This is a genomic window from Bordetella sp. (genome assembly GCF_057362025.1).
In genome coordinates this window covers 96,601-122,058 of sequence record NZ_JBMQQZ010000083.1, presented here as the reverse complement: position 1 = coordinate 122,058, position 25,458 = coordinate 96,601, and the positions used below count along the sequence as shown (strand labels likewise).

At 66.1% G+C, this 25,458-nt stretch carries 23 protein-coding genes; 17 read left to right on the top strand and 6 right to left on the bottom strand.

The window, feature by feature from the left end; all coding sequences use genetic code 11:
• The first annotated feature begins 42 nt into the window (after positions 1–42).
• The 4 genes from ACO1P8_RS17915 (at position 43) to ACO1P8_RS17900 (ending at position 5,205) form a co-directional block, all read left to right on the top strand.
• A complete protein-coding gene (locus ACO1P8_RS17915) occupies positions 43–1,695 on the top strand; it encodes a PqiB family protein (protein ID WP_486297238.1) in 1,653 nt (550 codons plus the stop codon).
• Positions 1,696–1,906: 211 nt separating this feature from the next.
• Positions 1,907–2,884 carry a tripartite tricarboxylate transporter substrate-binding protein gene (locus ACO1P8_RS17910; protein WP_486297237.1) on the top strand — a complete coding sequence of 326 codons (978 nt, stop codon included), beginning with the start codon at positions 1,907–1,909 and terminating at the stop codon, positions 2,882–2,884.
• 46 nt (positions 2,885–2,930) lie between these two features.
• Entirely contained in the window at positions 2,931–4,481 is a 1,551-nt protein-coding gene (locus ACO1P8_RS17905) for a fumarate hydratase (protein WP_486297236.1), read from the top strand.
• Positions 4,441–5,205: a GntR family transcriptional regulator gene (locus tag ACO1P8_RS17900; RefSeq protein ID WP_486297235.1), complete on the top strand. Its 765-nt coding sequence runs from the start codon at positions 4,441–4,443 to the stop codon at positions 5,203–5,205. Before ACO1P8_RS17905 ends, ACO1P8_RS17900 begins: the two co-directional genes overlap by 41 nt.
• Before the next feature lie 40 nt (positions 5,206–5,245).
• Here the strand turns inward: ACO1P8_RS17900 and ACO1P8_RS17895 are convergent, their stop codons facing one another.
• Positions 5,246–6,034 (bottom strand): GntR family transcriptional regulator, encoded by a 789-nt coding sequence (locus ACO1P8_RS17895; RefSeq protein ID WP_486297234.1) that lies wholly within the window; start codon positions 6,032–6,034, stop codon positions 5,246–5,248.
• Positions 6,035–6,088: 54 nt separating this feature from the next.
• Here ACO1P8_RS17895 and ACO1P8_RS17890 point away from each other — a divergent pair, with 54 nt between their 5' ends.
• A complete protein-coding gene (locus ACO1P8_RS17890) occupies positions 6,089–7,543 on the top strand; it encodes a sulfatase family protein (protein WP_486297233.1) in 1,455 nt (484 codons plus the stop codon).
• A 161-nt stretch (positions 7,544–7,704) separates the two neighbouring features.
• Complete coding sequence (locus ACO1P8_RS17885) at positions 7,705–8,709, top strand: Bug family tripartite tricarboxylate transporter substrate binding protein (protein ID WP_486297232.1); 1,005 nt, start codon at positions 7,705–7,707, stop codon at positions 8,707–8,709.
• A 40-nt stretch (positions 8,710–8,749) separates the two neighbouring features.
• Here ACO1P8_RS17885 and ACO1P8_RS17880 read toward each other — a convergent pair whose 3' ends face one another.
• Entirely contained in the window at positions 8,750–9,739 is a 990-nt protein-coding gene (locus ACO1P8_RS17880; protein ID WP_486297231.1) for a zinc-dependent alcohol dehydrogenase family protein, read from the bottom strand.
• Between the two features lie 132 nt (positions 9,740–9,871).
• Between ACO1P8_RS17880 and ACO1P8_RS17875 the strand changes: the two genes are divergently transcribed.
• Both ACO1P8_RS17875 and ACO1P8_RS17870 read left to right on the top strand, forming a co-directional pair.
• Complete coding sequence (locus ACO1P8_RS17875; RefSeq protein ID WP_486297230.1) at positions 9,872–10,753, top strand: LysR family transcriptional regulator; 882 nt, start codon at positions 9,872–9,874, stop codon at positions 10,751–10,753.
• 148 nt (positions 10,754–10,901) lie between these two features.
• The gene (locus ACO1P8_RS17870) at positions 10,902–11,783 is read left to right on the top strand and encodes a class I SAM-dependent methyltransferase (RefSeq protein ID WP_486297229.1); all 882 of its coding nucleotides are present in this window, start codon (positions 10,902–10,904) and stop codon (positions 11,781–11,783) included.
• 86 nt (positions 11,784–11,869) lie between these two features.
• On the opposite strand, the gene ACO1P8_RS17865 is transcribed toward ACO1P8_RS17870, so the two are convergent.
• The 4 genes from ACO1P8_RS17865 to ACO1P8_RS17850 form a co-directional block, all read right to left on the bottom strand.
• Entirely contained in the window at positions 11,870–12,349 is a 480-nt protein-coding gene (locus tag ACO1P8_RS17865; protein ID WP_486297228.1) for a VOC family protein, read from the bottom strand.
• Between the two features lie 123 nt (positions 12,350–12,472).
• Positions 12,473–12,751: a peptidylprolyl isomerase gene (locus ACO1P8_RS17860; protein ID WP_094841954.1), complete on the bottom strand. Its 279-nt coding sequence runs from the start codon at positions 12,749–12,751 to the stop codon at positions 12,473–12,475.
• A 140-nt stretch (positions 12,752–12,891) separates the two neighbouring features.
• A complete protein-coding gene (locus ACO1P8_RS17855) occupies positions 12,892–13,917 on the bottom strand; it encodes an amidohydrolase family protein (RefSeq protein ID WP_486297227.1) in 1,026 nt (341 codons plus the stop codon).
• A gap of 272 nt (positions 13,918–14,189) precedes the next feature.
• Positions 14,190–14,384, bottom strand: a complete 195-nt coding sequence (locus tag ACO1P8_RS17850) for a hypothetical protein (protein ID WP_486297226.1) — start codon at positions 14,382–14,384, stop codon at positions 14,190–14,192.
• A gap of 426 nt (positions 14,385–14,810) precedes the next feature.
• On the opposite strand from ACO1P8_RS17850, the gene ACO1P8_RS17845 reads away from it, so the two are divergent.
• The 9 genes from ACO1P8_RS17845 to ACO1P8_RS17805 all read left to right on the top strand — a co-directional run bounded on the left by ACO1P8_RS17845 (position 14,811) and on the right by ACO1P8_RS17805 (position 25,435).
• Positions 14,811–15,989 (top strand): CaiB/BaiF CoA transferase family protein, encoded by a 1,179-nt coding sequence (locus ACO1P8_RS17845; RefSeq protein WP_486297225.1) that lies wholly within the window; start codon positions 14,811–14,813, stop codon positions 15,987–15,989.
• A 40-nt stretch (positions 15,990–16,029) separates the two neighbouring features.
• On the top strand, positions 16,030–16,773 hold the full coding sequence (locus tag ACO1P8_RS17840; RefSeq protein WP_486297224.1) for a FadR/GntR family transcriptional regulator: 744 nt from the start codon (positions 16,030–16,032) through the stop codon (positions 16,771–16,773).
• Positions 16,770–17,585, top strand: a complete 816-nt coding sequence (locus ACO1P8_RS17835) for an enoyl-CoA hydratase (RefSeq protein ID WP_486297223.1) — start codon at positions 16,770–16,772, stop codon at positions 17,583–17,585. The genes ACO1P8_RS17840 and ACO1P8_RS17835 overlap by 4 nt, the downstream gene beginning before the upstream one ends.
• A gap of 138 nt (positions 17,586–17,723) precedes the next feature.
• Positions 17,724–18,698 (top strand): Bug family tripartite tricarboxylate transporter substrate binding protein, encoded by a 975-nt coding sequence (locus ACO1P8_RS17830; RefSeq protein ID WP_486297222.1) that lies wholly within the window; start codon positions 17,724–17,726, stop codon positions 18,696–18,698.
• A gap of 185 nt (positions 18,699–18,883) precedes the next feature.
• Positions 18,884–19,879, top strand: coding sequence for a Bug family tripartite tricarboxylate transporter substrate binding protein (locus tag ACO1P8_RS17825; RefSeq protein ID WP_486297221.1), 996 nt, complete (start codon positions 18,884–18,886; stop codon positions 19,877–19,879).
• A 41-nt stretch (positions 19,880–19,920) separates the two neighbouring features.
• Complete coding sequence (locus ACO1P8_RS17820; RefSeq protein WP_486297220.1) at positions 19,921–22,110, top strand: arylsulfatase; 2,190 nt, start codon at positions 19,921–19,923, stop codon at positions 22,108–22,110.
• Between the two features lies 1 nt (position 22,111).
• A complete protein-coding gene (locus tag ACO1P8_RS17815) occupies positions 22,112–23,554 on the top strand; it encodes a four-carbon acid sugar kinase family protein (protein WP_486297219.1) in 1,443 nt (480 codons plus the stop codon).
• Between the two features lie 73 nt (positions 23,555–23,627).
• Positions 23,628–24,599: a 4-hydroxythreonine-4-phosphate dehydrogenase PdxA gene (gene pdxA / locus ACO1P8_RS17810; RefSeq protein WP_486297384.1), complete on the top strand. Its 972-nt coding sequence runs from the start codon at positions 23,628–23,630 to the stop codon at positions 24,597–24,599.
• A gap of 44 nt (positions 24,600–24,643) precedes the next feature.
• Positions 24,644–25,435, top strand: coding sequence for a DeoR/GlpR family DNA-binding transcription regulator (locus ACO1P8_RS17805; RefSeq protein WP_486297218.1), 792 nt, complete (start codon positions 24,644–24,646; stop codon positions 25,433–25,435).
• Positions 25,436–25,458: the final 23 nt, after the last annotated feature.

Genomic DNA, 25,458 nt, shown 5'->3' with positions numbered 1-25,458 from the left:
CGCCACCATGGTACGCGCAGGCGCGCGCCGGGGGGATGGAAAATGGCGGATCCCGATACCTCCGAGGACACCGAGATCCACGACGCTTCCATTACACGCAGGAAGCGTCGCATTTCCTGGATTTGGCTCGTCCCTATCGTCGCCGCGCTCGCGGGCGGTGCCCTGGTACTGCGTACCTGGCTGGAGTCGGGGCCCACCATCACCATCACGTTCCAGACCGCGGAAGGGCTGGAGGCGGGCAAGACCCAGATCCGCTACAAGGACGTGATCGTCGGCCAGATAGAAAGTATCCGGCTGAGCGACGACCGGTCGCACGTCATTACCACGGCGAAACTGGCGAAGGACGCCACGTCGCTCGCGCAGGAAGGCACCATCTTCTGGGTCGTACGGCCGCGCCTGGGCTTGAGCGGAGTATCCGGCCTGGGTACGCTGCTGTCCGGATCCTATATCGGCGTGGACGCGCCGCGCCGGGTCGATAACCGGCGTCCGAAGACCGAATTCGCCGGCCTGGAGCTGCCGCCCGAGGTCCTGCAGGATCGTCCCGGCAAGCGCTTTCGCCTGCGGGCGGCCAACCTGGGTTCGCTGGACATCGGGTCCCCGGTTTACTACCGCCGCATTCCCGTCGGGCAGGTCATCGGGTATCACCTGAGCGACGACGGCCAGGACGTGAATATACAAATCTTCGTGGATGCGCCCAACGACCGTTTCGTGACCGATGCCACCCGTTTCTGGAACGCCAGCGGTTTCGACTTCACCTTGAGCGCGGATGGCCTGAAGGTACGCACGCAATCGCTGATCTCCCTTGCCCTGGGCGGCCTGGCGTTCGAGGATATCGGCGAGGGCCCACGCACGGTCGCGGCCGCCGACGCGGATTTCCGCATCTACGATAGCGAGCAGTCCGCGCGCGCCAAGCCGGATAGCCTGGCCTTGAAAGTGCAGATGCGGTTCGACCAGTCCGTGCGCGGGCTGAGCGTGGGGGCACCGATCGATTTCAATGGCATCGCACTGGGCCAGGTCGATGCGATAGACATGGACCTGGACAGGGAACACAACCGCTTCTATGCGCTGATCAGCGGCACGATCTATCCCGATCGCCTGGGGAGCGTTGCCAGGGTCATACGCCAGGACTATATGGGACCCGACGTGCAGCGTCCCTCGGGTATCCTGATGGACAACCTGATACGCAACGGCATGCGCGCACAGCTGCGCACGGGCAACTTTTTGACCGGCCAGTTGTATGTCGCGCTGGACGTATTCCCGAACGCGGAACCCGTGACATTCCAAATGTCGATCCCCGCCAGGATTCCGACGGTGCCCAACAATCTGGACCAGTTGCAGCAGCAACTGGTCAGCATTGCCAACAAGCTGGAGAAGGTTCCGTTCGACCAGATCGGCGCGGACGTGCGCGCCACGCTGTCGAGCGCCGCGCGCCTGATGACACGGCTGGACAAGCAGGTCGCGCCGCAGGCCCAGGCGGCGCTGCGCGAAGCGGCACAATCGCTGGCGGCGCTCGGCACCATGCTGTCTTCCGAAACCGGCCTGGCTTCGAATACCGAACGCGCCGTCCAGGAACTCGGACGCACGGCGCGCTCGCTGCGCGCGCTATCGGATTATCTGCAGGCGCATCCGGAATCGCTGCTGCGCGGACGGGCACCGGATCGCGGGCCCGCCGCGCCGGCCGCCAGGAGCAACTAGCGCCTCGCCGCCAGGCGCTTCACCGTCATTTCCCGCCGCCTACCCACGTCAGTGGAGGGCGGCAGGGCGCCCGCTGCCGACAGGCGCGCACGACGCTTTCCCGCAAGACACTCCCACGGCCGGTCCGTCCGTCGTTGACAGCGCCTTGGCGCCTTGGATAATATGTATATACATTACATTTGATATGTACATATAAATACACGGAGGAGCAATGAAGATTCGCCTTGTCGCGGCCACACTGGCGCTGGCCGCGGGTATGGCCGGCAACGCCGCCGCCGCGGACTATCCGTCCCGCGCGATTACCTGGATCGTGCCGTTCGCCGCCGGCGGCCCCACCGATGCCATGGCGCGCAATATCGCCAATCGCGTGGGGCAGGAGCTCAAGCAGACCATCCTGATCGAAAACGTGGCGGGCGCCGGCGGCACGATAGGGGCGGCCAAGGCCGCCAAGTCCACGCCGGACGGCTACACCTTCCTGGTCGGCCACGTCGGTTATATGGCGGCGGCGCCGTCGCTGTACCAGCGCCTGCAATACGACCCGGTCAAGGATTTCGAGGCGGTCTTCCGCTTTCCGGACACCCCCCTGGTGTTGCTGGTCGGCGCGGGCTCGCCGCACAAGGACGTGAAGTCGCTGCTTGCCTATGCGCGCGCGAATCCGGGCAAACTGACCTTCGGCAACGCCGGCGTCGGTTCGACGTCGCACCTGGTGGCCGCCATGTTCGCCGCCCAGGCGGGCATCGAGATCACGCCTATCGCGTACAAAGGAGCCGGCCCCGCCATGAACGACCTGATGGGCGGCCAGGTCGATGCCATGTTCGACCAGACCAATACCGCGCTGCCGCAGACACGGGGCGACAAGGTACGCGCCCTGGCGCTGACATCGACGTCGCGCATGGCGCAGTTTCCCAATGTCCCCACGGTGGCCGAAGGCGCGATACCCGGCTTCCAGGCGTCCACCTGGTACGGACTTTATGCGCCCAAAGGCACGCCGCGCCAGGCCATCGACACCTTGTATGCGGCCTGGCAGCAGGCCTTGAAGGACAAGGATTTCACGGGCAAGATGAGCGACCAGGGCATCCAGTTGCTGGACCCCGCCCAATATGCACCCGCGGCGCTGCAGTCCTTCACCGCCGAAGAGGTCAAGCGCTGGGCGGGCGTCATCGAGCAGGCGCACATTCCCAAGCAATAGCGCAGTCCGGCGGCCTCCGGCCGCCTCCTTCAGGCCACGTTTTCCCATGCGCGACATCCACGCCGAAGACATCGTCAGCAGCATCGCCGACGCATTGCAGTTCGTCAGCTACTACCATCCGGCCGATTTCGTCATGGCGCTGCGTCGGGCGCATGACGCGGAGACCCGGCCCGCCGCCCGCAACGCCATGCTGCAGCTGCTGATCAATAGCCGGCTCAGCGCGCGGGCCCACCGCCCGATATGCCAGGATACGGGCGTGGTCCACGTCTATGCGCAATTGGGAATGGAGGTTCGCGTGCGGGGCGAGCCGGGGAAGCCGACGCCCTCGTTGCAGGCGCTTGCCGACCGGGCCGTCGCGCGTGCCTATGGCCTGCCGGACAATCCGCTGCGCGCTTCCGTGATCCGCGACCCCCTGGGCGCGCGCACGAATACGCGCGACAACACACCGGCGGTGCTGCACGTGGAGCTGGTCGAAGGCGATGGCTTGCGCCTGACGGTGGCGGCCAAGGGCGGCGGCGGTGACGTCAAGGCCCGCTACACTATGTTGAATCCCAGCGATTCGGTCGCCGATTGGGTGATCGCGCAACTGCCCGGCATGGGTGCGGGCTGGTGTCCACCCGGGACGCTGGGCATAGGGGTCGGCGGCACGCCGGAACAGGCGATGTTCATCGCCAAGCGCGCGCTGTTCGCGCCGGTCGACATCGACGAGTTGCGTGCCAGGGGTGCCCGGACGGCGGGCGAAGCCCTGCGGCTGGAACTCTACGAACGCATTAACGCGCTGGGTATCGGCGCGCAGGGGCTGGGCGGCGACCTTACCGTGCTGGACGTCAAGGTTGCCGAAGCCCCCACGCATGCGGCCTTGCAAGCCGTGGCGATGGTACCGAACTGCGCAGCCACGCGCTTCGTCTCGTTCGAGCTGGACGGCTCCGGCCCGGCGCGACTGGAGCCTCCCGATCCCGCCCTATGGGACGGGCTGCCGGATGCCCTGCCGCTGGAAGCGGGGCGCCGTGTCGATCTCGATAGCCTCTCGCGGGACGATGTGGCGCATTGGCGTGCCGGCGAAACCCTGCTGTTGTCCGGTACGCTCTTTACCGCGCGCGACGCCGCGCACAAGCGGCTGCTCGATATGCTGGAACGCGGCGAACCGCTGCCGGTGGACCTGCGCGGCCGCGCCATCTATTACGTCGGGCCGGTAGACCCGGTGGCGGGCGAGGCGGTCGGGCCGGCCGGGCCTACCACCTCCAACCGCATGGACAAGTTCATGCCGGCCCTGATGTCGCGCACGGGCCTGCTGCTGACGATAGGCAAGGCGGAACGCGGCGCCCAGGCCGAGGCGGCCATCGCGCAGGCGGGCGGCGCCTATCTGATTGCCGTGGGCGGGGCGGCGTACCTGGTGTCGCAAGCCGTGCGCTCGGCGCGCGTGGTGGCGTTCGCCGACCTGGGCATGGAAGCCATCTATGAATTCCAGGTGCGCGACATGCCCGTGACCGTCGCGCTGGACGCGCACGGAGGCACGGTGCACAAGTTCGCGATATACAATGCGGCGTCGAAAACGCATGAGAAGGCCGCGCCGTCGGATGGAGCCGCGCTACGCTGAACTGACCAGGACGTTGATCAAGGACATCGCCAGCGGTGTCTATCCCGTCGGCGGCAGCTTGCCCTCGGAAATCGATCTCGCCAGCAAATACGGGGTCAGCCGCGGGACGGTACGCATGGCGCTGGATCGCATCCAGACCCTGGGTTTGATTTCTCGGCGCAAGCGGGCGGGCACTCGCGTCGAGGCCTCCACGCCGCGCCAGACCGAATACGGCCCGACCATATCCACGGTAGAGGAACTCGTCCAGTATGGCGCCGACACCCGCCGCGTCGTCCATAGCGTGCGCGGCATCGTCGTCGACATGGCCCTGGGGGCCCGCCTGGGGCTGCCGCCGGGAACACGCTGGACGCACATCCAGACCTCGCGCTCCAATCCGCTTTCGCCGGATTACCCGCTGGCGTGGTCCCATCTTTACGTGCCGCAGGAAATGGGTACGCGCATCCGCCATGCGATGGAAAACGACGAGCAGGCCCTGGTGTGCGACCTGATCTGCCGGGCGACCGGCCGCGTCGTCAAAGAGATCCGCCAGACCGTGCGCGCGGTGGGGGTGCCGCCCTCGCTCGCCCAGACATTCGGGACGGAGTCCGGGGCCCATGCCCTGGAATTCGTGCGCCAGTACTACGACCAATCGGACAAACTCTTCGAGGTCGCCGTCAGCCTGCACCCGGCGGACCGCTTCAGCTATACGACCGTGCTGCAGCGCCAGGAGCAGGCACCGCGCTGAGACCGACGCAGCCGGGCGCCGGCCGGTCCTAGCCTTCAGCCTATCCCCGATCCCGTCCGTCACGGGCCAGGTGCAATACCCGTTCATTGGGCGGAATGAAGAGCTCCTGGTAATACACCGGGCTGCCCTTGCCGACAAAGGCCCGGATGTCCAGGCGCTGTCCCGACGTGCCCGTGCGCACGCCGATGGCCTTGCAGATCGCCGCGTCGAACTTTCGGGTCGACAGGTATTGGTCCATGCGGCCGATCGCCTGCGCGGTCTCGCGCATGATCAGCTCCTTGAAGTTTTCGTTGGCCAGCTTCTTCAAGGGCAGGCTGTGGAAGGCGGGCAGGCGTTGGGGGTCCGCATAGAAGCGGGAAAACACCGAGAACTCGTCGCCGATCGCCAGGACGCGTTCGATGCATAGCGAGCGCGCGCAGCGAAGATGATCGGCCCAGGGACCGGCCGCCTGCACGTCGTAGCGATCCAGGATCTTCGGATAGACCGGCAGGTAGCCCGTGCCGCTGTCGTCGATGAAGCGGCAGTGCAGCGGCGCATGCATGGACTCGTCCGGCTGGCCCGCCACGAAGGTGCCGTTGCCCTGCTGGCGCACGATGATGCCTTCGTCCACCAGCATGCGCAGCGCGCGCTGGATCGTGCCGATGCTCAGGGGCAGGGTGGCCGCCCATTCCAGTTCGGTGGGCAGGCGCAGGCCGGGCAGCCATGAGCCGTCGGCGACGGCATGCGCGATCGCATCCCGCATCGCCATGTACTTGGGAATCCCGGGGCGTACATAGTGGTCCAGCCGGCGTTGCAAATCCGCGCCGATCGAGGCTTGATCTTGGTCCATTGCTTTAATACTATATAGTAATAGAGTAATTCAGCGCTAACGGTGGAGAGGAATATGGGTCCGGAGAATTTGCTTGTCATTATGTCCGATGAACACAATCCCAAGGTAATGGGATGTTCCGGCCATCCCATCGTGCAGACGCCGAACCTGGATGCCCTGGCGGCCTCGGGCACGCGCTTCACCGGGGCGTATACGACCAGCCCGGTCTGCATTCCCGCCCGGGCCGGCTTTGCCTGCGGCAAGTACATCCACCAGATCGGCTTCTGGGACAATGCCGACGCCTACGACGGCAGCGTCCCCAGCTGGCACCATGTCCTGCGCGAACGCGGCCATGACGTCGTGTCCATCGGCAAGCTGCATTTCCGCAAGCCCGGGGAAGACCACGGTTTTACCGAGGAACAGATACCCATGCACATCCTGGAAGGCAAGGGTGACCTGATGGGTTTGATCCGGGACGATCTGCCGCGCCGTGGCGGGGCCAAGAAAATGGCGGCCATGGCCGGGCCGGGGGAAACGCCCTATACGTTCTACGACAGGGAGATCTGTTCGCGCGCCCAGGTCTGGCTGCGGGAGCAGGGCACGCGCCGGCGCGAAAAGCCCTGGGTGCTATTCGTTTCCTTCGTTGCTCCGCACTTTCCGCTGACGGCCCCGCCCGAGCACTACTACCGCTATTGGGAGCAGGACCTGCCCATGCCCAAGCTGTACGCGCGCGAGCAGCGGCCCCGGCATCCCTACCTGAACGACTACGCCAACAGCTTTTGCTACGACGACTACTTCGAATCCGCGCAGGATGTGAAGCGCGCGCTGGCAGGGTACTTCGGGCTGGTGTCCTTCCTGGACGAAAACATCGGCAAGGTGTTGCACGCCTTGAACGAGAGCGGGCTGGCCGGCAGCACCCGCGTGATCTATACCAGCGATCATGGCGACAACCTGGGCGCGCGCGGGTTGTGGGGCAAGTCCACCATGTATGACGAGATCGCCGGGGTGCCGCTGATCATGCGCGGCTCCAACGTGCCGGCAGGCAAGGTGGTCGATACGCCCGTCAGCCATGTCGATTGCTATCCGACCATCGTCAACGGGGTGGGCATCGATTTCGGTGCGGTGCGGGATACGCATCCGGGCGTGGACCTGCGGGATATCGCGGCCGGCGCGCAGCCGGAGCGCACGGTATTGTCCGAATACCACGGCATGGGCTCGACATCGGGCGCGTTCGCGATCCGGCATGGACGCTACAAGTATGTGCATTACGCGCTGTATCCGGCGCAGCTGTTCGACCTGGAGAGCGATCCCGACGAAATCGCCGACCTGGCCGGCGACCCGCGCCATGCCGGCGTACTGGAGGAATGCCGGCAACGGTTGTACGCACTGTGCGATCCGCAGGAGGTGGACCGCCGCGCCAAGGCGCGCCAGGCGGAACTGCTGGCCGCCAATGGCGGCCGCGAAGCGGTGATCGCGCGCGGCGATCTGGGGTTCACGCCGGCGCCGGGGACGGCGGCGGATTTCCAGTAGAGGGAACCGCGGAACGCAAGCGGCAAAGAAAAGTCGGCGATCAGGCCGGCAATCCTGGCGACCCGCCTGGAACAGCCGGGCACCCACGATCGGATGGCGAATGGGCACGACGGACCTTGCGCAGTCAAGGCCGACCAATAACGAGGATAAGGAGACAAGTCATGAAATGGATCGCCCATGCGGCAAGCCCGGCGCGCAGGCTTCGGCTGTTCGCCACTGTGCTGCCATGCCTGTTGGCCTCGGCGGCCGTCCAGGCCGCGGACACCTGGCCCAGCCATCCCGTGCGGGTCATCGTCGCCTATCCGGCCGGCGGCGGCCTGGACTTCGTCACGCGGGTGCTGGCGCAGCAATTATCGAAGAAGTCCGGGCAGAGCTTCGTCGTGGAGAATCGCGCCGGCGCGTCGGGCCTGATCGGCGCCGATGCGGTGGTGAAGAGCGCGCCCGATGGATACACGATGCTCGTGGCCTCGCCCGCCGAAGTCCTGGTCGGCGCGATCGCCGGACAGAAAATGCCGTATGACCCCGACCGCGACCTGGAGCCGGTGACGCTGGCGGGCGAAACGCCGCTGGTCGTCGCGGTGAATCCGTCCGTCAAGGCGAAGACCATGCAGGAGCTGCTGGCGCAGGCGAAAAGCAGCGGGACGCCCATGTCCTACGGGACGCCGGGCAATGGCAGCTCCATGAACTTCGCCGGCGAATCGATCAACCTGGTGGCCGGCACATCGATCCAGCATGTGCCCTACAAGGGCGCGGCGCCGGCGGTTGCCGACCTGCTGGGCAATCACATTCCCATCGGCATCGTCGGCATGCCGCCCACCGTCCCGTATGAAAAGAGCGGACAGCTGCGCGTCCTGGCGGTGACCGGCGACAAGCGCTCCAAGGCCATGCCCGATGTGCCGGCGATGGCGGAACTGCCAGGGTTCAAGGGATATCGCTTCACGAACTGGATGGGTGTGTACGTTCCTGCCGGCACGCCCAAGGCTATCGTGGACAGGATGGCGACGGATATTGCCGCCGTATTGAAGCAGCCCGACACGCGCGAGCTCCTGCTCAAGCAGGGCGTCGAACCGGTGGGTGGGACACCCGCGCAGTTTTCCGCCTTCCTTGCGAGCGAACGTGAGCGCTATACCCGGATCGCGCGCGAACGGCACATCAAGATCGATTGAAAGCACCGACCACCGGTGGGGTTCTCCCGCGCGTTGCCGATCAGTTCGTGATATCGATCACGACTTTGCCCATGGCGCGCCCGCTGTGCAGGTGCGCGTGGGCCGCCTCGGCGTTTTCCAGAGAGAAACGGGCCGGATCGAGGAGGGGCGCGAGCTTCCCGGCATCCACGAGCGTGGCAACCTCGCGCAGGATGTCGCCATGGTGCGCCAGACCCTGGCCCGTCAGCATGGGCAGCAACATGAAAATGCCGATCAGATCCAGGCTGCGACCCAGGACGGGAACAAGATCGTGGGGCTCCCATGCCGCGCAGCTCACCAGGCGCCCGTACCGCCGGGTTGCCAAGGCGGACTGTTCGAGCACGGCGCCGCCGACCGTATCGAACACCACATCGAAGCCCGCGCCGCCCGTATGGCGGGCGACATAATCCTCCACCGGCATGTCGCGATAGGGAATCGGCTCCGCGCCCAGGCGCTGTGCAACGGCCAGCTTTGCGGGTGTGGAGGCTGTCGCGTACACCTGCGCCCCGAATGCCTTGGCGATCTGGATCGCGACATGACCGACGCCGCCGGCCGCGCCGTGGACAAGAACGGTTTCGTCGACATTCAAGGTGGCGCGGTCGATCAGTCCTTCCCAGGCAGTGATGGACACCAGGGGAAGGGCGGCGGCTTCCCGCATGGACAGCCGCGCGGGTTTGGGCGCGACGAGTCGCGCGTCGACGGCGACGAATTCGGCCAGCGTGCCGGGCCGTCCTTTTACGCCGCCGGCGCAACCGTATACGGCATCGCCGACCGCGAAATCGCGCACACCCGGTCCGACCTCGGTCACGATACCCGCGAAGTCCATGCCCAGGATGGCCGGCAGGCTGGGCGCCGCCGGACCCATCAGGCCCGCGGCGATCTTCAGGTCGGCCGGGTTGACTCCCGATGCATGCACGGCAATAAGGAGTTCCCCCTGGCCCGGCCGCGGGTGCGGAACATCGTCATGCAACCGGCCTGCCTTGCCGAATTCGGTTATTACATGGGCGCGCATCGGATCCTGCCTTCCTGCTCCAAAAGAGGAGACGATACGGCCTGGCTTTACATTCGCAAAACGACTAATTCTTATTGTTAGCATTCGATCCGTAAATGATAGACTGGCGCCTGCGTAACGCAGGAGCCGGAAATGGCATCGACTCAGCTGGAACTCGACAGTCTTCGGGCTTTCCTCGCCATTGCGGACCAGGGCAGCTTCACCGCGGCGGCGGGCAGCGTCGGCCGCACCCAGTCGGCCGTCAGCCTGAAGATCCGCAAGCTCGAAGAAGCGCTCGGCAAGCCTCTGTTTCTGCGCAACGCCCATCGTACGACGCTGACCCCGGCTGGGGAATTGCTGCTTGGCCATGCCCGCCGACTCGTACGCGACAGCGACGCGGCGATCGCGCACTTGCGCGCTGCCGAGGCGGCGGGCGCCATCCGCCTGGGCATTGGCGAGCTCTTCGTGCCCGACCACCTGCCGCGCGTACTGACCCGTTTCCGCCGAACGCATCCCAAAGTCCGTCTCGAAGTGCAGGTGGGGCTGTCGGCCGATCTGCTGAAAGAGATGCGCGCGGGCGCGCTCGATCTGGTGGTCGCGAACCGCGAGGGCGACGACGATACGGCCGGGCGGGTGCTCTGGACCGAACCCCTGCGATGGGTGGCGGCGAAGGATTTCGAATGGAGCGAGAACGGCCCGGTGCAGCTCGTGGCATTGCCGGCGCAATGCGCGTATCGGCGTATGGCCATCGACGCGCTCGCCGGCATCGGACGGACCAGTGAGGTGGTTTATGCCTGTACCAGCCTGCTGGGCGTCGAGTCGGCCATTGCCGCGGGTGCCGGTGTGGCCATTCTTGGACAGTCTTCGCTGCGCCGCAATCCCGGCCTGCGCGACATAGGGCAGAACCTGCCCCTCCTTCCGGATTGCCGGATCGCGATATTCGGCGAAGCCGGCGCCGACCACGACGCCGCGCACGCGCTGATTCGCTTCATCGAAGACAGCCTGACGTCCGAATCGTCGCTCTTCAGGACGTAATCACCCTGCGCGGAAAAAAGAAATTTCCATGCCGCTGTAACCGACCCATACTTTTCGGCGAACTACCGGGAGTGCTGCCCGCACCCGGGACGTGCGCGTGCCGCGTTTCCCTGGATACCCGAATCGAAAGGCGAGGAAAGAAATGTCGATGGTCACAGAGCAAGACGAGCATAGCAAGTACCTGGGCCAGTTCATTCCCATTCAATACCATCACGTCATGCTGATGGATGCGAACCGGATGAAGAACTTCAAGGCCGCCATCGACCATGTCGTCAAGCCGGGCGCAAAGGTACTGGAGTTGGGCGGGGGCACCGGCGTTCTTTCCTGGTTCGCGGCCGCCAGGGCGGATAAGGTATGGTGCGTGGAGTTCAACCGCGAGCTGGTGACCGAGGCGAACCGCTTCCTGGACATGAATCCCAACGGAGATAAGGTCGAAGTCGTCCATGCCGACGCATTCGAATACCTGCCGCCGGAGCCGGTCGATGTCATGATCTGCGAGATGGTGCACGTCGCCATGCTCAGGGAAAAGCAGGTCGAGATGATGGAATCGTTCAAGCGGCGCTACCGCGAGCGCTTCGGCCCGGACCTGCCGATCATGGTGCCGACCGCGGTGGTGATGGCCGTGCAGCCCTTGCAGAAAGCCTATGATTTCGAGGGTTTCCAGGCGCCCATCATCCAGGTGGAAGAGCTGTCGGGGAATGAACCGGGAACCTTCGAGCTGGGTGCGCCCGCGGTCTATAGCGTGCTCGACTTCACGCTCGACAATACCTTGGACATCGCCTGGGACGGCACGGTGGCGATCGAGCGCAGCGGCATGGTCACTTCGCTGCGCTTCATCACCAAGAACATACTCGCGATGGTGATGGAGCGTGGATCGACGATCGATTGGCTCAACCGCTACATGTCATTCCCGCTGCGGACGCCGGTACGCGTCGAAGCCGGCGATACGCTGCGGATCCGTTTCCAGTACCGTGCCGGTGACTTTATTTCGGTACTGATGGATGCGCTGCAGGTGGAGGTGGTCCGCTAGCAGCGGCGCGTTCGCTTTGCGCGCGGCAGCGAAGTACCCCGGCCCTGCGCACGCGCCGATACCGCGCGTCGCCGCCCTGAGCGCGCTCAACCGCGCCGCGCCGCTTCGATCTTCGCGATGTCGATTTTCCGCATCTGCATCATGGCATCGAACGCGCGTTTGGCCGCGGCGGGGTCGGGATCGGTGACCGCGGCGGTAAGGGCGCGCGGCGTGATCTGCCACGACACTCCCCATTTGTCCTTGCACCAGCCGCACGCGCTCTCCTGGCCGCCGTTTTCGACGATAGCGTTCCACAGCCGGTCGGTTTCGGCCTGGTCATCGGTCGCGATCTGGAACGAAAACGCCTCGGTGTGCTTGAACATGGGTCCGCCGTTCAAGCCCAGGCAGGCAACGCCCGCCACGGTGAACTCCACCGTCAGGACCTTGCCCTGCCTGCCGGAAGGATAATCACCCGGGGCGTGATGGACGGCGCGGACCTCGCTATCCGGGAACGTGCGCGCGTAGAACTGAGCGGCTTCCAGGGCGGTGCCGTCGTACCACAGACAAACTGTATTCTTGGCGTCCATGCGTGTCCCTCCAAGCATGCGCGATCGCCAGCCGGCAAGTCCGTCCGGCAATCGCGTGGACAGGGCGCCAGCTTCGACCGACCATGGCCGGACCGCGGTCGGTAAGCTGCGCGCCGCGGGTGCTCAGCTGCGGTCGGTGACTTCGACCAGGTGGTAGCCGAATTGGGTCTTGACAGGGCCCTGTACGACCTTGACCGGCGCGCTGAATACGACTTCATCGAATTCACGCACCATTTGGCCGGGGCCGAAGGTGCCCAGGTTGCCGCCGTCGCGGCCGGAGGGGCACTGGGAATGTTCGCGCGCGACCTGGGCGAAATCCGCGCCGCCTTCAATGGCGGTCTTCAATTCCTTGCATTGCTGTTCCGTCGGAACGAGGATGTGGCGTGCGGTGGCTTGGGCCATGGGTATCTCCTTGTAGAAAGTGAACCCGCAAGCGTACCCCAATCGGGCGACCCGTGCCGTCACGCGTTGAAAGACAATATGCCCGTTCCCTGGGGCGCGATAGCGGACGCGGCCGGATGCCGCGTCCCCGGGCCGCTCGATCAGTGTCCGCGCGCCTTCAGCTGCGCGTCCAGCCGCGGATAGACGCGTCTCGCATTGCCTTCGAAAATCTTGAAACGTGCATCCGGGGTAATGTCCGCGGCGACGACATACCGGCGCGTGTCGTCGAAGTAATGTCCGGTCTCGGGATCGATGCCGCGCACGGCGCCTATCATCTCGCTCGCGAACAGGATGTTGTCGACGGGGATGACGCGCGTCAGCAGGTCTATGCCCGGCTGGTGATACACGCAGGTGTCGAAGAAGATGTTGTTCAGCAGATGGTCCTGCAGCAGGGGTTTCTTCAGCGCCTGCGCCAGGCCGCGGAAGCGGCCCCAGTGGTAGGGGACCGCACCGCCGCCGTGCGGAATGACGAGCTTCAGCGTGGGAAAATCCCTGAACAGATCCGAATCCAGGCATTGCATGAAAGCGGTGGTGTCGGCGTTCAGGTAATGCGCACCGGTGGTGTGAAAGCAGGCGTTGCAGCTCTGGCTGACGTGCACCATGGCCGGCACATCGTATTCGACCAGCTTTTCGTATAGCGGATACCAGTAGCGGTCGCTCAAGGGCGGGCTGGTCCAGTGACCGCCGGAAGGGTCGGGGTTCAGGTTGACCGCGACGTTGCCGTATTCCTCCACGCAGCGTTTCAGTTCGGGCAGGCAGGTGGCCACATCCACGCCAGGGCTTTGGGGCAGCATGGCCGCGGGCACGAAATGGTCGGGAAACAGCGAGGCGACGCGGAAGCACATCTCGTTGCAGATGGCCGCCCAGGTGGACGAGACCTGGAAGTCGCCGATGTGATGTGCCATGAAACTGGCGCGCGGACTGAACACCGTGAGGTCATGGCCGCGCTCTTTCATGATGCGCAACTGGTTGGACTCGATGGCTTCGCGCAGTTCGTCGTCGCCGATGCGAAGTTCCGAGGCCTTGGGCGCGGGCGTGCCATCGTTGAAGGAAGCGATCTGGCGCTTGCGCCAGGCTTCCAGTGCGGCGGGGGCGGTGGTGAAGTGTCCGTGACAATCGATGATCATGCCAACTCATCCGGTAAGGCCGTGCGGCTGCCGGCACGGCCAGGTTGCATCTTGTGGAAGTATCTCCTCCGGGAAGGGCGCGAGCGCGCCGGCCATCCTGGGGTGAACTATGTTGCGATTGGCACCGGGCCGCGTCAAATATATATTTTCGCGGCTTTCCATATCGGAATCGAATAAATCGCGGGGGGGTAACCCAGGGGTAGTGTCGTCGCCGGCCGGCCCGCTGGTGCGGCAGCCACGCCATTACGGGCCGGTTTGCGCGCGGTTCCGACTTACCAATTGGCCGAATACCGCCCATCGAAGGGCTGGTTATTCGGATCCCCGAATTCATTCGCGTGATAATTCGCGGGGTCCGCCGCGGCACGGCTTTCCGTGTGCGACATGCTGCTGCGGGAGCCGGAATCCGGCATGGCACAACCCGCCAGTGCCAGGGCCAGCAGGGCGCCGGCCACGGTCAAGGTCTTCATGGCTAACCTCCAGAACGATGTCCGCCGGAAACGTGGCAGCCGGCCGGAGCCGACGCCGTTCTCATCCCTTTCCGGTCTAGCGATTCACGCCGGATGTCAGCGCGAAATGAACCATGGAGATAGCCGGCCGCGCGTCTTACAGGATGCGCGCGGGCAGCGTGACGCGTTCATTCTGCGATTTCCGCATGGCCGGCGTCCATGGACGTTTCCTTAGTTTTTCTCATGGCTCGCGGCGGTGCACCGTAGCCCGGGCGCTTCGGCGATACCACCGACGTCAGGGTTTTCCGCCATGGCTGCCTGGAACTTCTACAGATAGGATGTCCAACATCCTACACAAGACCGGGCGGTGATTACCCGGGCGGAAGCGATCCGGCGTGCGTGTCGCCTGGCGATCGGTAGCTTCCAAAACACGACAGGAGACATCCCTTGCCTTTTGCCCCTTTGAAACGCTTCGTCGTGCTGGATCTGTCGCGGGTACGGTCCGGCCCCGCCGCCGTGCGTCAGTTCGCCGATTGGGGCGCGGACGTGATCAAGATCGAGGAGCCCAGCGAGGTCAAGGACGACAAGCCGGGCGGCGCGGCCAAGTTCAGCGACTACCAGAATACCCATCGCAACAAACGCAGCCTGACGCTGAACCTGAAGCACCCCGAAGGCAAGGCGGTATTCATGGAGCTGGTCAAGCGCGCCGACGTGCTGGTCGAAAACTACCGCCCGTCCGTCAAGGCCAAGCTGGGGATCGACTATGAGTCCCTGCGCGCGGTGAATCCGCGCCTGGTCTATGCCAGTATTTCGGGCTTCGGCCAGGATGGGCCTTACGCGGACCGGCCGGGCCTGGACCAGATCGCACAGGGCCTGGGCGGGCTGATGTCGGTCACCGGCGAAGCCGAGCGCGGCCCCATGCGCGCGGGCATTCCGATCGCCGATCTGAGCGCCGGCCTGTTCGCCGCGATCGGCATCCTGATCGCGTTGCTGGAGCGTGAGGAAAGCGGGGTGGGGCGCTGGGTGCAGACCTCGCTGTTGCAGTCGCAGGTCTGGATGATGGATTTCCAGGCGACGCGCTGGCTGATCGATGGCGAAGTGCCTGCGCAGTCGGGCAACGACCATCCGACCAGCGCGCCGACGGGGGTGTATCCGACGGCGGACGGCTACATCAATATCGCCGCCATGGGCTCGGGTATGTTCACGCGCTTGTGCGAAGTGCTGGAGCTGCCGGCGCTGGTGCGCGATCCGCGCTTCATCGAGGCCGGATCGCGCGTGGAAAACCGGGCGGACCTGAATCGAGAAATCATCGCCCGCACGCGCACCCGCAGCAGCGCGGAGTGGATAGACCGCCTGAACGCTGCCGGCGTGCCCTGCGGCCCCATCCTGTCGATGGACGGAACCTTCGAAAACGAGCAGGTCCGGCACCTGAACATGATGCGGCAGGTGCGTCATGCGACCAAGGGGGATATCGCCATCATGGGCCAGCCGGTGATTTTCGGCGGCACCGAGCCCCCCGAGCTGCGGGCGGCGCCGGAAACCGGCGCGCAGTCCGACGAGATCCTGGCCTGGCTGGGCATGGACGAGGCGCGGCGCGCCCGTTTGCGCGCGGCCGGCGCGATATGACACCATCGCGCCTTCGACCTACAACCCGGCAAACATCTTTATGGTCCGCAGCGAAACCCCCTCCGACGCGATCTTCGGCAGCCTGGCCCGCCCGGACAACCTGCCCGACGAAATCGCCCAGCAGATCCGGCAGAAGATCCTGAGCCAGGCTTTCGAGCCCGGCCAGCGCCTGCCCACCGAGCTGGAGCTGGCACAGTCGTTCGGCGTGAGCCGCAACGTCGTACGCGAGGCCATCGCGCGGCTCAAGCTGTCCGGCTACATCGAGACACGCCGGGGCGTCGGCAGCTTCGTGACGGCTGAAACGGGCCAGCGCAACTTCGAGATTTTGCCGCAGGACCTGTTGCGCGAAGACGCACTGGAACAGGTCTACCGGTTGCGCGTAGAGATCGAAGCGGGCGCGGCAGCGCTGGCGGCCGAGCAGCGCACGGAGGCGCAGTTGGACCACCTGCGTGCCGCGCTCATCATCGCGGATGCCTCCAGCGACGATTGGCGCGAAGGCGCCGATACCGCGCTGGACTTCCACATGGCGGTAGGCCGGGCCACCAACAATCCGTATTTCGTGCGCTTGCTCGCGCATTTCGGCCATGCCATCGGCGACGCCGTGCGCACGCTGCGCTACGGCAGCACCGGGACGGACCGCGTGGCGCAGATCGAACGCGAGCATCACCGCATCTTCGACGCGATCGCGGCGCGCGACGGCGAGGCAGCCCGCCAGGCCATGCGCCTGCACCTGATCAACGGCATGCAGCGTCGCCAGGCGCTGCTCAAGGGAAAACAGCAATGAGCATCGAACGTATCCTGCGCGACCGCATTACCGACAACATCATCGTAGAGAAGCGCGGCGGCGCGGGCTGGATCACCTTCAACGATGCCGGCCGGCACAATGCGGTATCGGTCGCGATGTGGGAAGCGATTCCAGTCGCCCTGGCGGCGCTGAACGAAGATCCGGCGATACGCGTGGTGGTGGTGACCGGCGCCGGCGATCGGGCCTTTGTCAGCGGCGCCAACATCTCGCAGTTCGACAATATGCGCTCGGGAGAGCAGGCGGTACTGGCGTACGAGAAAGTGGCCGAGGCCGCGCAGCTGGCGCTGTACGACTGCGACAAGCCCACGCTCGCGCGTATCAAAGGCTATTGCATCGGCGGCGGGCTGAACATCGCCCTGTGCTGCGACCTGCGCGTCGCGTCGGACGACAGCTCGTTCGCGATTCCGGCCGGCAAGCTCGGACTGGGCTATCGCATGACGGCCATCCGCAATCTGGTGACGGCGGTGGGAGCGGCCCGTGCACTGGAAATCTTCCTGACCGCGAAGCGCTTCAATGCGGCCGAGGCCCCCGACCGCGGGCTGCTGCACAAAGTGGTACCGGCCGAAGCGCTGGACGCCACCGTAGAGGACTATATCCAGGCGATTTCCGCGAATGCGCCGCTGACCTTGAAGGCGGGCAAGAAGATGATCCGCCAGTTGCAGCGGATCGGCCCTGACGTCGACATGGACGCGATGACCCGCCTGGTGCTGGATTGCTTCGAGAGCAACGATTATCGCGAAGGACGCAAGGCCTTCGCGGAAAAGCGTCCGCCGGTGTTCACGGGCACCTGAGCACGCGCCGCGCGACGGCATCGCCTGGCGGGCCGGCGGCGGCTTGATTCAACCACGATGACCATGCGGGGGCTGTCACCCCGCAGGACCTCGCACGCCTGTCGCGAGACAAAAACGATGACAACGAGGAGACATAGCATGAAGAAAACCCTGGCGGCCGCGCTGGTGGCAGCGGGCGTTCTGGCGGGCCTGCCCGCCGCCCGCGCCGCGTATCCGGAGCAGCCCATCAAGATCGTCATCGGCTACGCAGCCGGAGGCACCACGGACATCCTGGCCCGCGCGCTGGGCGAACAGCTGGGCAAGACACTGAACCAATCCATCATCATCGAGAACAAGCCCGGCGCGGCGGGCAATATCGCCGCCGCCTATGTGCAGCAGGCGGCGCCGGATGGCTATACGCTGTTCATGGCGACGGTGGCGAGCCACGGCATCAATCCCGCCCTGTACAAGGACAAGCTGGGCTATGACCCGAAAGGCGGCTTCGCACCCGTGGGCATGGTGGCGGCCATTCCCCTGGTGCTTATCGCCAACCCGAAACTGCCGGTTCGCAATGTCGCCGAGCTGGCCGCCCTGTGCAAGGCCAGGGGCGGGGAAATGAACTATGCCTCCAGCGGCAATGGATCGCCCGTGCACCTGGCCGGCGCGATGTTCGCGCAGGCCGCGCACGTCAATATCGTTCATGTGCCGTATCGCGGCGGCGCGCTGGCCAACACGTCGGTCATGACGGGAGAGACGCAATTCAGCTTCGCCACACTGCCGGCGGCGCTGCCGCAAGTGAAGGCCGGCACGCTGCACGCGCTGGCCGTCACGACCAAGGAGCGTTCCAGCCAATTGCCGGACGTACCCACGGTGGCCGAGACGCCCGGCTTCCAGGGCTACGAAATCAATACCTGGAATGCGCTGCTGGCGCCCCGGGGCACGCCAGCCGCCGCGATCGACAAATTGAACGCGGCGCTGCGGCAGGCCATGGCTTCGCCGGAACTGCAAAAGCGTTTCCAGGGGGAGGGCGCGATGCCCCGCACCAGCACGCCCGCCGAACTGAGCGCCTTCATCGACGCCGAACTGAAGAAATGGGCGGGCATCGTGCAGTCGGTCAATATCAAGATCGATTGACCGGTCCGTCGCGCAAAGGCTCCGCGGTGTTGTCGGGCTTCGCGGCGACGCGCGGGGGCAAGGTCCGCCGGCAGAAAACGATCGGATTCAGTCAAAATCATCCAAACTCAGTCAAACTCGCCTATACTCGTGCACAGAAGCCCCGCGACCTCTGCGTGGGGACCATAAGATCGAGGAGACTAGCGATGACGAATCGCGTGCTGACGCGGCGCCAGGCGCTGCGCGCCATGGCCAGCCTGCCGGCGCTGGCGGCGTGGCCCGCCTTGGGCCAGGGAACCGAAAAATGGCCGACGCGGCCGATCCGCGTGGTGGTGCCGGTGGCGGCGGGCGGCATCATCGATCTACTGGCCCGCGCTGTCGGCGAGGCGCTGACGCCCAAGTTCGGGCAGCCCCTGATCGTCGAATCGCGACCCGGCGCGGATCATCTGATCGGTATCCAGAATGTGGAGCACAGCGCGCCGGACGGCTACACGTGGCTGTGCGCATCGATCCCGTTCACCGTCAATGTGGCCCTGCGCAACAATCCCGGCTATGACGCGGTAAAGGACTTCGTGCCATTGGGCCTGATCGCGACCAGCCCCAATGTGCTTGTCGTGCCGCCCTCGGTGCCGGCCGGCACGATGAAGGAATTCGTCGCCCTGGCCAAGAGCAAGCCCGGACACCTGACCTACGGCAATCCCGGCAACGGCTCGTCCAACCACCTGGGCATGGAGCTGTTCAAGACCGAAGCCGGCGTGGATATCATGGGCATACCCTACAAGGGCCAGCCGCCGGCGATTTCGGACCTGCTGGCCGGCCGCGTGGACGCCATGCTGATGAGCGTGTCGCTGGCGGTGCCGTATCTACGGGCCGGCAAGCTGCGCGCGCTGGCGCTGGTGGCGCCGCAGCGGTCGGCGGCGATGCCGGATGTGCCCACCATGAAGGAAAGCGGCTTCCCGGGCGTGGACGTACTGCCCTGGTTCGGGATGCTGGCGCCGGCGGGCACGCCGTCGTCCGTGGTCGAGCGTATCGGCGCGGACCTGCAGGCCGCGATGAAGGAGCCCACGCTGCGCACCGCCATCGAGCGCATCGGCGCCACGCCTTACCCGAATGGATCGTCGGCGCAGTTTGCCAGGCTTATCCAGAACGAATTGTCGAAGTGGCCATCGGTGATCGGCCGGGCCGGCATCGAGAAAACCTGAATCCGCGCGGCAAGACATCTGGCGGCGAATACGAGGCAGCAATGACCAAAGCGAAACGACCGAATGTACTGTTCATTGTCCTGGACGATGTCGGTTTTTCCGACCTGGGATGCTATGGATCGGAGATTCCGACGCCGCGCATCGACCAGCTGGCGCAAGAGGGGCTGCGCTACAACAACTTCCACGTCACGGCCATGTGTTCGCCCACGCGCGCCTGCCTGCTGACGGGACGCAATGCGCATTCCGTGGGCGTGGGGATTATCGCGGAATGGGCCAACGGTCAGCCGGGCTACGACGGCCGCATCTATCCCAGCGCCGGCACCTTGCCGGAAGTGCTGCGCGGGCAGGGCTACAACACCATGGCCGTGGGCAAGTGGCACCTGGCGGGCACGGAGGAATACGGCGCCGCCGGGCCATTCTCGAATTGGCCGCTGGGCAAGGGTTTCAACCGCTGGTACGGCTTTCATGGGGCGCTGGCGGATCAGTACTATCCGGAACTCTACGTCGACAATCATCCCATCCACCTGGATCCGCCCAAGGACTATCACCTGAGCACCGATCTGGTGGACCAGAGCCTGGCGATGATCCGCGACCATGAAACCAGCGCGCCCGGCGCGCCGTTCATGATGTACGTGGCCTTCGGCGCCTGCCATTGGCCCCACCAGGCACCGGCCGACTACATCGACCGCTTCGCCGGCCGCTACGATGGCGGTTGGGATGCCGTGCGGCAAGCGCGCCTGAAGCGCCAGATCGACATGGGCATCGTGCCGCCCGATACCGAATTGGCCCCGCGCAACGAAGACGTGCTGCCGTGGGACGAGGTGCGGCGCGACGACGCCGTGGTGCGCCTGAGCACGCGCCTGCAGGAAGCCTACGCCGGCTTCATGGCGCATACCGACGAGCAGATCGGCCGGCTGGTCGACGGCCTGCAGGCGATGGGCGTGCTGGACGATACGCTGGTAGTGCTGTTGTCGGATAACGGCGCCAGCCCGGAAGGCGGCCCCACCGGCGCGATCAATTTGCGCAAGCACATGGTGTACGAGCTGGACGATCCCCGGCAGGCCGTGCAACACCTGGACAAGATCGGCACCGCGCACGCCTTCAATCACTATCCCACCGGCTGGGCGCAGGTCAGCAATACCCCGCTGAAGTGGTACAAGAAGGACACGCACGGCGGGGGCGTGCGCGCGCCGCTGATCGTGCGCTGGCCGCGCGGCATCCAGGCGCGCGGCGAAATCCGCGAGCAGTTCCATCATGTCATCGACGTCACGCCCACCGTGTACGAATTGCTGGGGGTGACGCCGCCCGACTCGCTTGCGGGGGTCGCGCAGCAGCCCCTGCACGGCCTGAGCATGGCATACAGCTTCGACCAGGGCGCGGCGCCCACGCGCCGCGCGAAACAGTACTTCGAATTGCTGGGTGACCGCGCGTTGTGGCAAGACGGCTGGAAGGCGGTGACGCGGCATCGCCGGGGCACGCCGATGGAAAGCGACGTCTGGGAGCTTTATCACCTTGACAAGGATTTTTCCGAGGCCCGCGATCTGGCGGACGCCCAGCCGGAACGCCTGCGCCGCATGATCGCCGAGTGGCTGGCGGAGGCTGAAAAGTACAGCGTGCTGCCGCTGGACGACCGCGAATGGGAACGCGCCGCCGAACGCATACGCGAAGGCGCGCGCGGCCGGTATGTGTACCGGCCGCGCATGGCGCGCATCGACAGGCTGATGGCGCCCGATGTCACCGGCAAGAGCTTCCGTATCGACGCCGCGCTGAAAAAGGGCGACGCGCCGCTGGAAGGGGTGCTGTTCGCCTGGGGCAGCCGCCTGGGCGGCCTGGTGCTGTACGCGCGCGCCGGCAAGCTGGTGCTGGAATATGTTTTTTCGCAGGACGAACGCGTCGTGATCGACGTCGACGAGCGTTTGCCGGCAGGCGACGTCAGCGTGGCGGCGATTTTCGATCGCGGTCCGCATGGCGGGTTGGATCTATCCTTGACCGGCACGGGCCTGGCGCGCGCATCCGGCCGCTCGGCCAAGGCCTGGCCCACGCATGGCATGACGGCGGGCATTTCCTGCGGCCACGACGCCGGTCATCCGGTCAGCGACGTGTATGCGGCGCCGTTTCCCTTCACGGCGGGCGAGATCAGCCATGTGACGCTTTCGGTCAAGCCGGATGGCGTGGCGTGGGGCGGCGACCCGGCGGGCGGCCAGCCGGCATCGGCTTTCCTGGAGGACTGACATGGCAGCCGCCGGCTCCGTCGTTTCCGGGCGTGCCGATGCGATCGGCGGCGCGGCCGTCGGGGCCGGTGCACACGGTCTGGCATGTCCGCCCGGCGACCGGCCGGCAAGCGGGCGCTGGCTGATCCTTGCCGACGACCTGACGGGGGCGGGCGACACCGCCATCGCGCTGGCGGGCCGGCACGGGCTGGCGGATGTTTATCTGGACGCGTTGCCGGCGGCCTGGGCGTCCAACGGGGGCGCGCCCATGGATGCGGGCCTGGCGTCCGTCGCCGCCGTCGATCTGCACACGCGGGACCTGCCGGCCCAGGAAGCAGCCCGCCGCGTGGCTGCGACCGCCGCCCGCGTCCCTGCCGGCGTGGAGATCTACAAGAAAATCGATTCGACCTTGCGCGGCCATATCGGCGCCGAGCTTGCCGCGCTGTGCGCCAGTTTGCCGGACCGCGACGGTGAGCCGCTGCTTTGCATCGTGGCCCCGGCCTTTCCGGCCATGGGGCGCACCATCGAGGACGGCGAATTGCGCATGCACGGCAAGCCGGTGGATGCCGCCTCCTTGTGGGGCGCGGGCGCGCCGTGCGCCAAGGGCGGCATCGCGGTCGAGCTGCGCGCGCATGGGTTCACCTGCCTTTCCCTGGGTCTGGCCGATATCCGGAGCGGGCCGGACGCGCAACTGGCGCGGCGGATGGCGGGAATGGTGCAAGCCGGCACGGCAGGCGCGCCACGCCTGGCTGTCGTCTGCGATGCGGCGTCCGAGGACGATATGCAGCGCATCGCGCGCGCGGCCGGCATGCTGCCGGCGCGTCGCGTCTGGGTGGGAAGCGCCGGACTGGCCCATGCGCTGGCCGATGTTCGCGGGCCGCACCCGCAGGCGTCGTTCGATAGCGCGCCAGCGACGACGCGATGCGGCAAGGTTGCGCCGCGCGCGCTGGCATTCGTTGTCGGCAGTTTTTCCGCCGTGGCGGCCGAACAGGTGCGCCTCCTGGCTGAAGGCGGGCATGCCGCCCATGTGGCGATGCCGATCGACGAGCTCATCGGCGATCTCAGCGCCGCGACGGTGGGGAACATCGAAGCGCATCTCGTGGCGGCACGCGATATCGTCCTGAGCATTGCGCGCCACGATATCCGTCCGGAGCTGGCGCAGCGGCTGTCCGCCGGCATGGCGCGCGTGGCGCAGGCCATACTGCCCCAGGTCGGCGCCCTGGTGTGTTGCGGCGGCGATACCTCGCACGCCTTGCTGAACCGCATCGGCGCGCGGCATTTGCGGGTGCGGCGCTGCGCCGAACCGGGCGCGACGGCCGCCTGGTGCGACGTGCGGCCGGACCTGCCCATAGTCATGAAAGCCGGCGCCTTCGGCGATGCCGATGCGTTGATCCGGCTGCATCGCGAACTCAGCACCGCGCCGCCGGCGGCCGGCCAACTACCTGCAAGCCATACGCTTGCTTGATCGAGGGATTACCGTGCAATCTACCGCTACAACCAACACCAGCGTGGCCGCGCGCCCCATCGTTGCCATTACGATGGGCGATGCGGCGGGCATCGGCCCGGAAATCATCGCGCGCGCCCTGGCTTCCCCAGACGTCTACCGCACCTGCCGTCCGCTGGTGATCGGCGACGCCGGACGTCTGCGGCAGGCCGTGGAGATCGTCGGCAAGAAGCTGGACGTGCGGTCCGTGGCCGGACCGTCCGATGGACACTACATCCTTGGGACCGTCGATTGCGTCGACCTGGCGCTGATTCCGCCCGAAACCCCGTTCGGCGTGCTGTCGGCCGTGTGCGGGGATGCGGCGTATCGTTTCATCGAGCGCGCGGTGCAACTCGCCATGGCACGTGAAGTCGACGCCATCTGCACCGCGCCGCTGAACAAAGAGGCCCTGCATGCCGGCGGCCATATCTACCCGGGCCATACCGAGCTGCTGGCCGAACTGACCGGCACGCCGGAAGTTTCCATGATGCTGTCGTCGCCGCAGCTGAAGGTCATCCATGTGACCACGCACATCGGCCTGCTGGACGCCATCGAGCGCATCGAACCGCAATTGGTCGGCCGCGTGATCCAGCGCATCCATGACACGCTGCATCTGTCCGGTATCGCCTTACCGCATATCGGTGTGTGCGGCATCAATCCGCACGCCGGCGAGAACGGCCTGTTCGGTCGCGGCGAAGAGGGCGCCAAGATCGTGCCGGCCATCGATGCCGCGCGCGCCCGCGGCATCGATGTCGAAGGGCCGCTGCCGGCCGATACGCTGTTCTTCCGCGCGGCGCGCGGCGACTTCGACGGCGTGGTCGCCATGTACCACGACCAGGGCCACGGCCCGGTGAAGGTCATGGGGCTGGAGGCTGGCGTAAACGTTACTATTGGCCTGCCCGTGATCCGCACATCCGTGGACCACGGTACGGCGTTCGACATCGCCGGCAAGGGCATAGCCGACGAGCGCAGCCTGATCGAGGCCCTGCGGCAGGCGATCGCGCTGGCCCCGCGCGGCAGGGCCTAGGCCGTGGCGCTGTCGGCGACGCCTGTTTCCCCCTATCCGAAGACATGGAAAAGACCAAACGCGCGCTGCTGGCCCCGGAACGTCACGCCCTGATCCTGAACCACTTGCGCGGCAACGGCACAGCGTCGTTGTCGACGCTCACCGAACTGACCGGGGCGTCGGAATCGACCATACGCCGCGACCTGCTGGAGCTGAGCGCGCGCAGCGGCAATGTGCGCCGCATCCATGGCGGCGTGGTCAGCACACGGCTGGAATCGTCCACCTACGAACCGCCTACGCAAGTGGCGGAACAGCTCAACGCCGACGCCAAGCAGCGCATCGGCGCGGCCGCCGCGGAACTGATCCTGGACGGACAGAGCGTGATGTACGACAGCAGCTCGACCGTCATGGAGGCGGCGCGCGCCACGGTTGGCAGGGGCCTGGCCGTGACCGCCATCACGAATGACCTGGCGATCGGCCAGGTGCTGAACACGGCCGCCGCCGGGAGCGCGATCCTGACCGGCGGCACGCTGCGCCCGAACAGCAATACGCTTTATGGCCCGGCCTGCGAGGCGATGCTGCGCGGCATCCATGTCGACCTGCTGCTATTGGGTACGCACGCGCTATCGTCCGCCGGGCTGACCGAAAGCGCCATGGAGATCGCCGAAACCAAGCGGCACATGATCGGCGCCGCCCGGCGCGTCGTGCTGTTGGTGGACCGGTCCAAGTTCGGACGCCGGTCTTTCGCCAGCATCTGCGGCATGGACCGTATCGATATGGTCATTACCGACGCCGACGCGGAGGCCTGCGCCGAGCAGGGGCTGACCGAGTCGGGATTGGAAATACGCATGGTGTAGCCGACACCGGCGCACAGACAGGA

What these genes read in the sequence shown, in the direction of transcription:
- ACO1P8_RS17915 (WP_486297238.1), top strand. Translation starts at nt 43, where the DNA reads ATGGCGGATCCCGATACCTCCGAGGACACCGAGATCCACGACGCTTCC.
- ACO1P8_RS17910 (WP_486297237.1), top strand. Translation starts at nt 1,907, where the DNA reads ATGAAGATTCGCCTTGTCGCGGCCACACTGGCGCTGGCCGCGGGTATG.
- ACO1P8_RS17905 (WP_486297236.1), top strand. Translation starts at nt 2,931, where the DNA reads ATGCGCGACATCCACGCCGAAGACATCGTCAGCAGCATCGCCGACGCA.
- ACO1P8_RS17900 (WP_486297235.1), top strand. Translation starts at nt 4,441, where the DNA reads ATGAGAAGGCCGCGCCGTCGGATGGAGCCGCGCTACGCTGAACTGACC.
- ACO1P8_RS17895 (WP_486297234.1), bottom strand. Translation starts at nt 6,034, where the DNA reads ATGGACCAAGATCAAGCCTCGATCGGCGCGGATTTGCAACGCCGGCTG.
- ACO1P8_RS17890 (WP_486297233.1), top strand. Translation starts at nt 6,089, where the DNA reads ATGGGTCCGGAGAATTTGCTTGTCATTATGTCCGATGAACACAATCCC.
- ACO1P8_RS17885 (WP_486297232.1), top strand. Translation starts at nt 7,705, where the DNA reads ATGAAATGGATCGCCCATGCGGCAAGCCCGGCGCGCAGGCTTCGGCTG.
- ACO1P8_RS17880 (WP_486297231.1), bottom strand. Translation starts at nt 9,739, where the DNA reads ATGCGCGCCCATGTAATAACCGAATTCGGCAAGGCAGGCCGGTTGCAT.
- ACO1P8_RS17875 (WP_486297230.1), top strand. Translation starts at nt 9,872, where the DNA reads ATGGCATCGACTCAGCTGGAACTCGACAGTCTTCGGGCTTTCCTCGCC.
- ACO1P8_RS17870 (WP_486297229.1), top strand. Translation starts at nt 10,902, where the DNA reads ATGGTCACAGAGCAAGACGAGCATAGCAAGTACCTGGGCCAGTTCATT.
- ACO1P8_RS17865 (WP_486297228.1), bottom strand. Translation starts at nt 12,349, where the DNA reads ATGGACGCCAAGAATACAGTTTGTCTGTGGTACGACGGCACCGCCCTG.
- ACO1P8_RS17860 (WP_094841954.1), bottom strand. Translation starts at nt 12,751, where the DNA reads ATGGCCCAAGCCACCGCACGCCACATCCTCGTTCCGACGGAACAGCAA.
- ACO1P8_RS17855 (WP_486297227.1), bottom strand. Translation starts at nt 13,917, where the DNA reads ATGATCATCGATTGTCACGGACACTTCACCACCGCCCCCGCCGCACTG.
- ACO1P8_RS17850 (WP_486297226.1), bottom strand. Translation starts at nt 14,384, where the DNA reads ATGAAGACCTTGACCGTGGCCGGCGCCCTGCTGGCCCTGGCACTGGCG.
- ACO1P8_RS17840 (WP_486297224.1), top strand. Translation starts at nt 16,030, where the DNA reads ATGGTCCGCAGCGAAACCCCCTCCGACGCGATCTTCGGCAGCCTGGCC.
- ACO1P8_RS17835 (WP_486297223.1), top strand. Translation starts at nt 16,770, where the DNA reads ATGAGCATCGAACGTATCCTGCGCGACCGCATTACCGACAACATCATC.
- ACO1P8_RS17830 (WP_486297222.1), top strand. Translation starts at nt 17,724, where the DNA reads ATGAAGAAAACCCTGGCGGCCGCGCTGGTGGCAGCGGGCGTTCTGGCG.
- ACO1P8_RS17825 (WP_486297221.1), top strand. Translation starts at nt 18,884, where the DNA reads ATGACGAATCGCGTGCTGACGCGGCGCCAGGCGCTGCGCGCCATGGCC.
- ACO1P8_RS17820 (WP_486297220.1), top strand. Translation starts at nt 19,921, where the DNA reads ATGACCAAAGCGAAACGACCGAATGTACTGTTCATTGTCCTGGACGAT.
- ACO1P8_RS17815 (WP_486297219.1), top strand. Translation starts at nt 22,112, where the DNA reads ATGGCAGCCGCCGGCTCCGTCGTTTCCGGGCGTGCCGATGCGATCGGC.
- pdxA (WP_486297384.1), top strand. Translation starts at nt 23,628, where the DNA reads ATGGGCGATGCGGCGGGCATCGGCCCGGAAATCATCGCGCGCGCCCTG.
- ACO1P8_RS17805 (WP_486297218.1), top strand. Translation starts at nt 24,644, where the DNA reads ATGGAAAAGACCAAACGCGCGCTGCTGGCCCCGGAACGTCACGCCCTG.